This is a genomic window from Streptomyces sp. NPDC059454 (genome assembly GCF_042749965.1).
Classification (GTDB): Bacteria; Actinomycetota; Actinomycetes; order Streptomycetales; family Streptomycetaceae; genus Streptomyces.
In genome coordinates this window covers 1-7,731 of the sequence record NZ_JBHYVC010000116.1, presented here as the reverse complement: position 1 = coordinate 7,731, position 7,731 = coordinate 1, and the positions used below count along the sequence as shown (strand labels likewise).

General features: G+C 72.2%; 6 protein-coding genes. 3 read left to right on the top strand and 3 right to left on the bottom strand.

Going from position 1 to position 7,731, the window contains the following annotated elements; translation table 11 throughout:
- Positions 1 to 87 precede the first annotated feature (87 nt).
- From ACFXAE_RS35860 to ACFXAE_RS35850, 3 genes are all read left to right on the top strand, one after another.
- Positions 88 to 516 carry a MerR family transcriptional regulator gene (locus ACFXAE_RS35860; protein ID WP_384723803.1) on the top strand — a complete coding sequence of 143 codons (429 nt, stop codon included), beginning with the start codon at positions 88 to 90 and terminating at the stop codon, positions 514 to 516.
- 5 nt (positions 517 to 521) lie between these two features.
- A complete protein-coding gene (gene trxA / locus ACFXAE_RS35855; RefSeq protein ID WP_384723812.1) occupies positions 522 to 836 on the top strand; it encodes a thioredoxin in 315 nt (104 codons plus the stop codon).
- Between the two features lie 170 nt (positions 837 to 1,006).
- On the top strand, positions 1,007 to 3,238 hold the full coding sequence (locus ACFXAE_RS35850) for a HelD family protein (RefSeq protein WP_384723809.1): 2,232 nt from the start codon (positions 1,007 to 1,009) through the stop codon (positions 3,236 to 3,238).
- 22 nt (positions 3,239 to 3,260) lie between these two features.
- Here the strand turns inward: ACFXAE_RS35850 and glgB are convergent, their stop codons facing one another.
- The 3 genes from glgB to ACFXAE_RS35835 all read right to left on the bottom strand — a co-directional run.
- On the bottom strand, positions 3,261 to 5,849 hold the full coding sequence (gene glgB / locus ACFXAE_RS35845; protein WP_384723800.1) for a 1,4-alpha-glucan branching enzyme: 2,589 nt from the start codon (positions 5,847 to 5,849) through the stop codon (positions 3,261 to 3,263).
- 32 nt (positions 5,850 to 5,881) lie between these two features.
- The gene (locus tag ACFXAE_RS35840; RefSeq protein WP_384723797.1) at positions 5,882 to 7,300 is read right to left on the bottom strand and encodes a maltokinase; all 1,419 of its coding nucleotides are present in this window, start codon (positions 7,298 to 7,300) and stop codon (positions 5,882 to 5,884) included.
- 287 nt (positions 7,301 to 7,587) lie between these two features.
- On the bottom strand, positions 7,588 to 7,731 hold a 144-nt coding region (locus tag ACFXAE_RS35835; protein ID WP_384723806.1), incomplete at its 5' end, for an alpha-glucosidase C-terminal domain-containing protein.

Below are 7,731 nucleotides of genomic sequence, written 5' to 3'. Positions count from 1 at the left end.
CTCCACCCCCGTGGGTCCGGCCGCTCGGCTTCTTCCGTCCCGTCCGCCCTTGCCTTGACGCCGACGTCAAGGCTTACGTTCGTCCCCATGCGAATCGGCGAGCTGGCCGCACGCGCCGGAACCACCACGCGGACGCTGCGGTACTACGAGTCGCGCGGACTGCTGTCCGCGCGGCGCACCGGCAACGGATACCGGACCTACGACGAGAGCGATCTGAGGCTGCTGCGGCAGATCCGCACGCTCCAGGACTTCGGGTTCGACCTGGAGGAGACCCGGCCCTTCGTGGAGTGCCTGCGGGCCGGGCACCCCGAGGGCGACTCCTGCCCCGCCTCGCTCCAGGTCTACCGGCGCAAGCTGGACGAGCTCGACGCGCTCATCGGTGAGCTGCGGGCGGTGCGGGAGAAGGTCGGGCGGCAGCTGACGCGCGCGGAGCAGGCGCGGGACGGGCTGGCCGCCGACGCGGCGGTTCCGGGTGGTCCGGAACCGGTGTGCGAACTGGCAGGGGAGTTGCGGTGAGAGGTGTGCCCGAGGTGAGTGACGCGGACTTCGCCACGGAGGTGATCGGGTCGGAGCTGCCGGTACTGGTGGAGTTCACGGCCGACTGGTGTCCGCCGTGCCGGCAGATGGCGCCGGTGCTGAGCGCGCTGGCGGCCGAGGAGGAGGGCCGGCTGAAGGTCGTCCAGCTGAACGTGGACGCCAATCCGGATACGACCAACGCCTACAAGGTGCTGTCGATGCCGACCTTCATGGTGTTCCGCGACGGGGAGCCGCTGCGGTCGATGGTGGGGGCCAGGCCCAAGCGACGGCTCCTGGAGGAGCTGGCGGACGTGCTCTGACCTGGTGCGCTGCACAAGAAAACCCCCGGGCAATTGCGCCCGGGGGTTTTCTTTGCGTATATTTATTGATTCGCGACTTCATTCTCGAAAGAAGTCGTAGTGAAGTTCAATGACCACAGTATATCCGGGCGGGAGCGGAATTGTCAAACACCGAATTTCCGGACGACGAATTGCGGCAGGAGCAGCAATTCGTCGACGGACTGTACGCACGCGTGGACGCCCTGCGCGGCGACGCCGAGGTGTCCGTCACGGAGGCGCTCGCCCAGGGCCACACCCCCCGGCAGGCCAGGCTGGAGCGGGACATCCTCGTCGCCGAGCGCTCCGGGCTGCTCGCCGCGCTGAACGCCGTGGACGGCTCCCTCTGCTTCGGCCGGATCGACCTCGCCTCCGGCGCCACCCACCACATCGGCCGGATCGGCCTGCGTGCCGACGACACCGAACGCACGCCCGTCCTCATCGACTGGCGCGCCGACGTCGCCCGCCCGTTCTACCTGGCCACCGGCCACACCACGATGGGGCTGAGGCGCCGTCGGCACATCTCCACCGAGGGCCGCCGGGTCACCGCCCTGCACGACGAGATCCTCGACCTCGGCGACGAGACCCGCACCGGCCACGAGGACCCCACCGGCGACGCCGTGCTGCTCGCCGCGCTGAACTCCGCGCGCACCGGCCGCATGGGCGACATCGTGCGCACCATCCAGGCCGACCAGGACCGCATCATCCGCGCCCCGCACCGCGGGGTCATGGTCGTCGAGGGCGGCCCCGGCACCGGCAAGACCGCCGTCGCCCTGCACCGCGCCGCCTACCTCCTCTACGAGCACCGCGAGCTGCTGGCCCGCCGCGCCGTCCTGATCGTCGGCCCCAACCCGGCGTTCCTCGGCTACATCGGCGAGGTGCTGCCCAGCCTCGGCGAGACCGGCGTGCTCCTCGCGACCGTCGGCGAGCTGTACCCCGGTGTGAGGACCACCCGGACCGACACCCCCGAAGCCGCGGCCGTCAAGGGCCGCGCCGCGATGGCCGACGTCCTCGCCGACGTCGTACGCGACCGGCAGGCGCTGCCCGACCCGGTGATCGCGATCGAGCACGACCGCGAGGTCCTCATGCTCGACGACGGCCTGGTGAACGTCGCCCGCGAACGCACCCGCGCCGCGAACCTGCCCCACAACGTGGCCAGGGAGCACTTCGAGGGCCACATCCTCAACGCGCTCACCGACATGGTCGCCGAACGCATCGGCACCGACCCCTACGACGGCTCCAACCTGCTCGACCCCAGCGACATCACCCAGATCCGCGACGAACTCGCCGACAACCCCGGGGTCTGGTCGGCCATCGACCGGCTGTGGCCGAGGATCACCCCGCAGCGCCTGGTCGCCGACTTCCTCGCCGCCCCCGAGGGGTACCTCCCCGACGAGGACGCCGCCGCGGTCCGCCGCCCGGTCACCCGGCACTGGACCGTCTCCGACGTGCCCCTGCTCGACGAGGCCGCCGAACTCCTCGGCGAGGACGACCGGCTCGCCCGCGAACGGGCCGAACGCGAGCGGCAGACGCAGATCGCCTTCGCCCAGGGCGTCCTGGACGTCTCGTACGCCTCCCGCACCTTCGAGTTCGAGGACAAGGAGGACGACGACCCGGAATCCTCCGAGGTGCTGTCCGCGCACGACATCATCGACGCCGAGCGCTTCGCCGAACGGCATGAGGAGGACGACCACCGCAGCGCCGCCGAGCGTGCCGCCGCCGACCGCACCTGGGCGTTCGGGCACATCATCGTCGACGAGGCGCAGGAGCTCTCCCCGATGGCGTGGCGGTTGCTGATGCGGCGCAGCCCGACCCGCTCGATGACCCTGGTCGGCGACCCGGCCCAGACCTCGGAGGCGGGCGGCGTCGGCTCCTGGGCGGACATCCTCACCCCCTACGTCGAGGACCGCTGGGAGCACACCCGGCTCGGCGTCAACTACCGCACCCCCGCCGAGATCATGGACGTCGCCGCGGCCGTGGTCCGCGCGGAGCACCCCGGCTTCGAGCCGCCCGGCTCGGTGCGCTCCACGGGCGTACGGCCCTGGGCCCGCGCCACCGACGACCTGCCCGGCACCGTCGCCGAGGCCGTCGCGGAACTCACCCCCCACGAGGGCCGCCTCGCCGTCATCGCCCCGCGCGGCCTGCACCGCGCCCTGGCCGCCCGCCTCGACGGGGTGACGGCGGGCGCCGAACCCGATCTGGCGCACGACGTCGTGCTGCTCGACCCGCGCCAGGCCAAGGGGCTGGAGTTCGACTCGGTCCTCGTGGTCGAACCGGACCGCTACGGCACCAGCGACCTGTACGTGGCGCTCACCCGCGCCACCCAGCGGCTCGGCGTCCTGCACACCGAGCCGCTGCCGAAGCCGCTGGCCGACGCCCTGGCGTAGTCAGTAGTCACCCACCCGGTGCTCAGGCCGGGCGCAGCCACACCGTCGCCAGGGGCGGCAGGGTCAGCCGGACGCTCGCCGGGAACCCGTGCCGTCCCTGCGGCTCCGGCTTGACCGGGTCGGGGTGGGTGACGTCACCGCCGCCGTAGCGGCCGGCGTCGGTGTTCACCACCTCGTGCCAGGCGGGCACGTCGTCGGGGACGCCGATCCGGTAGTCCTGCCGGACCACCGGGGCCAGGTGCGACACCGCGAGCAGCGGGGATCCGTCGGAGTCGTACCGCAGGAACGCGAACACGTTGTCCTCGGCCGCGTCCCCGGTCACCCACCGGAAACCGGACGGCTCGGTGTCGCACCGCCACAACGCCGGGGTGTTCCGGTAGACGGTGTTGAGGTCGCGCACCAGATCGCGCACCCCGCGGTGGTCGGCCTCCGCGCCGTAGTGCGGGTCAAGGAGCCACCAGTCCGGGCCGTGCGCCTCCGACCACTCGGCGCCCTGCGCGAACTCCTGTCCCATGAAGAGGAGTTGCTTGCCCGGATGGGCCCACATGAAGCCCAGGTAGGCCCGGAGGTTGGCGCGCTGCTGCCACCAGTCGCCGGGCATCTTCGACACCAGGGACCGCTTGCCGTGCACCACCTCGTCGTGGGAGATCGGCAGCACGTAGTTCTCGCTGTAGGCGTACACCATCGAGAAGGTCATCTCGCCGTGGTGGTAGCGGCGGTGGACCGGTTCGTGGCTCATGTACTGGAGCGAGTCGTGCATCCAGCCCATGTTCCACTTCAGCCCGAACCCGAGCCCGCCGAAACCGCTGGGGCCCTTGTGGTGGGTGGCCCGGGTGACGCCGTCCCAGGCCGTGGACTCCTCCGCGATCGTCACGACCCCCGGCACCCTGCGGTACAGGGTCGCGTTCATCTCCTGCAGGAACGCCACCGCGTCCAGGTTCTCCCGGCCGCCGTGCTCGTTCGGCGTCCACTGGCCCGGCTCGCGCGAGTAGTCGAGGTAGAGCATCGAGGCCACCGCGTCCACGCGCAGCCCGTCGATGTGGAACTCCTCGCACCAGTACAGGGCGTTGGCGACGAGGAAGTTGCGCACCTCGCGCCGCCCGAAGTCGAACTCCAGGGTCCCCCAGTCGGGGTGTGCGGCTCGCAGCGGATCCTCGTGCTCGTACAGCGGCCGGCCGTCGAACTCGGCCAGCGCCCACTCGTCGCGCGGGAAGTGCGCCGGCACCCAGTCCATCAGTACGCCGATCCCGGCCCGGTGCAGGGTGTCGACCAGGTACCGGAAGTCGTCCGGGGTGCCGAGGCGGGCCGTGGGCGCGTAGAACCCGGTGACCTGGTAGCCCCAGGAGCCGCCGAAGGGGTGCTCGGCGACCGGCATCAGCTCCACGTGGGTGAAGCCGAGGTCCTTGACGTACGCGGGGAGCTGCTCGGCGAGCTGACGGTAGCTCAGTCCCGGTCGCCAGGACGGCAGATGCACCTCGTACACGGAGAACGGCGCCCGGTGCGCGGGCGCCTCGGCCCGCCGCTCCAGCCACGCCGCGTCCCCCCACTCGTACGCGGAGGACGTGACGATCGACGACGTGGCCGGCGGCACCTCCGTACGGCGGGCCAGCGGGTCGGCGCGCAGGGTCTTGGAGCCGTCGGGGCGGGTGATCTCGAACTTGTACAGCTCGCCCTCGCCGATCCCCGGCACGAACAGCTCCCACACCCCCGTCGAGCCCAGCGACCGCATGGGGAAGCCGGCGCCGTCCCAGAAGTTGAAGGTGCCGGCCACCCGCACCCCGCGCGCGTTCGGCGCCCACACCGAGAACCGGGTGCCGGTGACGCCCTGGTGGGTCGTCGGGTGCGCGCCCAGGACCGTCCACAGCTCCTCGTGCCGGCCCTCGCCGATCAGATGCAGGTCGAGCTCGCCGAGTGTGGGCAGGAAACGGTACGCGTCCTCGGTCTCCTGCACCGTGCCCTCGTACGTGACGAGCAGCCGGTACGCCGGGACCTCGCCCAGCGGCAGCAGTCCCGAGAAGAAGCCGTCGCCGTCGTCGTGCAGCTCGACGGTGAGGCCTCCGGAGACGACGGTCACCGCGAGGGCGTACGGCCGGAACGTCCGGAAGACGACTCCGCCCGGTACCGGGTGCGCGCCGAGCACGGAGTGCGGGGCGTGGTGCGTCCCGTTCAGCAGCCGCTCCCGGTCGGCGGCGTCCACGGCGGGGGAGACGGCGATCTCCATCTCGGGCGGGGCGGACTGCGCGGCGGCGGCCTCCTTCACGACCGCCTTCTTCGCCCCCGCCTTCTTGACCGGGGTCTTCTTGGCCGTGGCCTTCTTCACCGCCGTCCCCGGGGACACCGCCTTCTTGGCTGCCGCCTTCTTCAGCGCTGTTTCCTTCACCGCGGTCTTCTTGGCCGCGGCTTTCCTGGCCAGGGGCTTCTTCGCCGGGGTCTTCTCGGCCGTGGCCTTCTTCGGCGCCGCGGTCGCCTTCGTCTCCGTCGCTTTCCTGGTCACGGCCTTCGCCGCCGCGGCCGTCTTCTTCGCGGCCTTCTTCGTCGGCTCGGCTGCCGCGGGCTGTCGCTCGGCCGGCTGCTCCGGATGCGAACCGCTGGACTCGGGGCGGGGGGTCACGGGCGAGGCCTCCTGGACGCGGGTCGGATGGGTCAGATCAGGTCGGTCGAGGCGAGCCGGTGCACGGCGGCCAGCGGTACGGGCAGCCACTCGGGGCGGTGCCGGGCCTCGTAGACCACTTCGTAGACCGCCTTGTCGGTCTCGTACGCGCGCAGCAGTACCGGATCGGTGCGCGGGTCCCGGTCGGCCGCCTCCGCGTAACCGGAGCAGTACGCCGCACGGCACCGCGCGGCCCAGTCCGGCTGCGGCGGGTTCGACGAACGCGCCGCGTAGTCGAAGGACCGCAGCATGCCGGCCACGTCCCGCACCGCCGGCTGCGGCATCCGGCGTTCGGCCAGCGGACGGGCCGGTTCGCCCTCGAAGTCGATCAGCGACCACTGACCGGCGGGGGAGCGCAGACACTGCCCGAGGTGCAGATCGCCGTGCACTCGCTGGGCGGTCCAGACGCGGCCCTCGGCGGCCAGATCGTCCAGCGCCGTGAACGCCGAGCGCAGCCCGTCCGCGTACGGCCGCAGCGCGGGCACCGCGTGCACCGCCGCCTCGAGCCGCTCGGTCATGCCGGAGACCAGGGAACGGAGCTGGGCGTGCCCCAGCGTGACCGTGGGCAGCGCGCGGGCCAGCGCGGTGTGCACCTCGGCGGTGGCCCGTCCGATGGCCCGTGCCTCGGCGACGAAGTCCTCCCCCTTGGCCAGCTCCCGCAGCGCCAGCTCCCAGCCGTCCGTCGCGCCCTGCACGAACGGCTGGAGCACCCCCAGGACGTACGGCTCGGCCGGGGGCGGCGGGCCGGGCGCCTCGTCGGGGTCCGCCACCAGCCAGGCCGTCGGCGGGGGCACCCGGGGGCAGCCCTCGCGGGCCAGCGCCAGCGGCAGTTCCAGGTCGGGGTTGACCCCGGGCAGCACCCGGCGCAGCAACTTCAGAATGAACGTATCTCCGTAGACGACCGACGAGTTCGACTGCTCGGCGGTCATCAGGCGCGGCACCAGACCGGACCGGATCTCCTGGCGCGGGTCCCGCTCGAAGCGGAGCCCGCCGATCCGGGCCCGGGTGCGCAGGGCCTCCAGGAGCAGTTCGGCGGGCCGGGTGTCGTGCAGGGCCTCGTAGACCGTCCGTCCGGCCAGCGGGCCCCGCGTCACATGACCGATCAGCGCGGGCGCGAGCCGGGGCGGCAGCGCCTCGCGCACGCCTATGAGCAGCTGGTAGCAGTCGCCGGGCTGCTCGGGGCCGCCGTGACCCGGCTGGAGTGGCTGGTGCGCGCGTACGAGCAGGTGGTACAGGCCCAGCTTGGCCGTGGGCGGCAGCAGCTCGGTGGCCGCGACCAGGGCGAACCCGGTGACCGGGCGGCCCTTGCCCGCGAACCAGCGCTGCCGCGGCAGCCACTCCCTCAGCAGTGGGTCCAGTGAGGCAAGGAGGCCCGGCGGTGTCGTGACGGTGCGTGTGACGGCTTCCGACATGGCGTCGCGTCCTTTCCGCGTCGGTTGCGGAGGAGCGTCGGGTTGGGTGAAGGGTGCCCAGGGCGGGACGGGGGAAACCGTCCCGCCCTGATGGTGGCCGGAGGCCTCACCGGCGGATGCGGAGCCGGAACCATGGGCGTTCACGCTGCCCGAAGCGGGAGCGTGTCCTTGCCGATCACTCGGAAAGGTCTCACGCGACAAGCGCGTGCGGTTGACGACCGAGCCACCCTCCCCCAGTGCCTGAAGGGCCTGGGAGGTGCCCCCATGGCGGGCTCGAGCCCTGTTCATCAGGACGGAGCGACCATGTCGCTGCTCACCGTGCTCTCGTGTCGCAAGCGGAACCAGTAGAAGCCGTGGCCCCCGAGGGTCAGCAGGTACGGCAGTTCGCCGATGGCCGGGAAGCGCACCCCGCCGAACAGCTCGACCGGATG

Excerpts from the sequence above, each read along its gene's own strand:
- ACFXAE_RS35860 (WP_384723803.1), top strand. The coding sequence starts at position 88 with ATGCGAATCGGCGAGCTGGCCGCACGCGCCGGAACCACCACGCGGACG.
- ACFXAE_RS35840 (WP_384723797.1), bottom strand. The coding sequence starts at position 7,300 with ATGTCGGAAGCCGTCACACGCACCGTCACGACACCGCCGGGCCTCCTT.